The sequence below is a fragment of the Acidithiobacillus sp. TH-A36 genome, from assembly GCF_057473445.1.
The window spans coordinates 1-1,175 of record NZ_JBYCKP010000020.1; the positions used below are offsets into that span (position 1 = coordinate 1).

2 protein-coding genes and 1 riboswitch are annotated in these 1,175 nt (G+C 55.1%); both genes read right to left on the bottom strand.

Annotation, left to right across the window (positions count from 1 at the left end; genetic code table 11):
* On the bottom strand, positions 1–602 hold a 602-nt coding region (ribB, locus tag AC2VLY_RS00550; RefSeq protein ID WP_486921585.1), incomplete at its 3' end, for a 3,4-dihydroxy-2-butanone-4-phosphate synthase.
* A gap of 98 nt (positions 603–700) precedes the next feature.
* Positions 701–843: riboswitch (FMN riboswitch) on the bottom strand.
* Positions 844–1,006: 163 nt separating this feature from the next.
* Entirely contained in the window at positions 1,007–1,171 is a 165-nt protein-coding gene (locus AC2VLY_RS00555) for an SDR family oxidoreductase (RefSeq protein ID WP_486921586.1), read from the bottom strand.
* Between the last annotated feature and the right edge of the window lie 4 nt (positions 1,172–1,175).

Consider the following 1,175-nt stretch of genomic DNA (forward strand, 5'->3'; position numbering starts at 1 on the left):
GGCAAGTCGTGCCGGGCGGCAAAACGATCAATCTCTGCACCTCGCGCCATACTGCCATCGGGATTCATCAATTCGCAAAGTACAGCAGCCGGGGCCAACCCCGCCAAGCGCGCGAGTTCGACAGAGCCTTCCGTATGCCCGCGTCGGCCCCGAATACCATCAGGATGGGCACGAAGGGGGAACACGTGGCCGGGGCTGGCTAGATCTTGTGGTCGTGCATCCGGGTGGATGGCCGCACGAATGGTGCTAACCCGGTCTGCGGCGGATACTCCAGTGCTGACGCCCTCTCGCGCCTCAATAGACACGGTGAAGGCCGTTCCATAGCGACTTTGATTGTTGGTGACCATCTGGGGAAGCCCCAGGCGCGTCACATGCTCTGGGGTCAGGCAGAGGCACACGATTCCGCTACATTCCCGAATCAGCATCGCCATGCTTTCTTCGGTAATGCATTGGGCGGCGACAATCAGATCGCCTTCATTTTCTCGATCGGCATCATCTTTCAGAATGACTGGACGACCGCAACGGACAGCTTCCAGAGCCTCGTCCCATTCAGGACGCGAAGGACAGACATCTTTCAGTAAAACAGGTGATTCAATAGACATGAAACGCTCCCCGCAAAAAGTAAAGGCGAAAAACATTTCAGGACAGGCGCAAACACACTCTTTCGGGCAGCCGCAAGGGCTACCCGCTTCTCGTGCATCAACATCTTCTTCCATCCGGACTATGACCGTCGGCTCTGGATTTTCACCAGATCTGCTGTCCCTGCAACCGCAGGCGCTCGCGGGCTTACCCTGAAACGGGCTTACCGCCGGTGGGGAGTTTCACCCCGCCCTGAAGATGAGGTTAAAAGTTAACATAGGTTTTGCTGAGAGGCCAACATAGTCTGGCTGGCAGGGGATTTCATTAAGCATCGGCGGGAAATCTATGAGAATGAACTACACACGCTCTGGTAAAGCTGCAATCCCTATATTTATGCTTTGATACAACACAGGGTTTGTTTCCATGATTATAGCAAATTCATGCCGCCATCGACCATCATCACTTCACCCGTTAGATAAGTCGATTCGGTCAGCATCAACGCCACATCGGCAATATCTTTCGGACTCGCGCTGCGGCGCATAGGCGCTTCACGTATCCACCGCGCACGAATATCGCCCCAATTCTCGGTCAGCGGC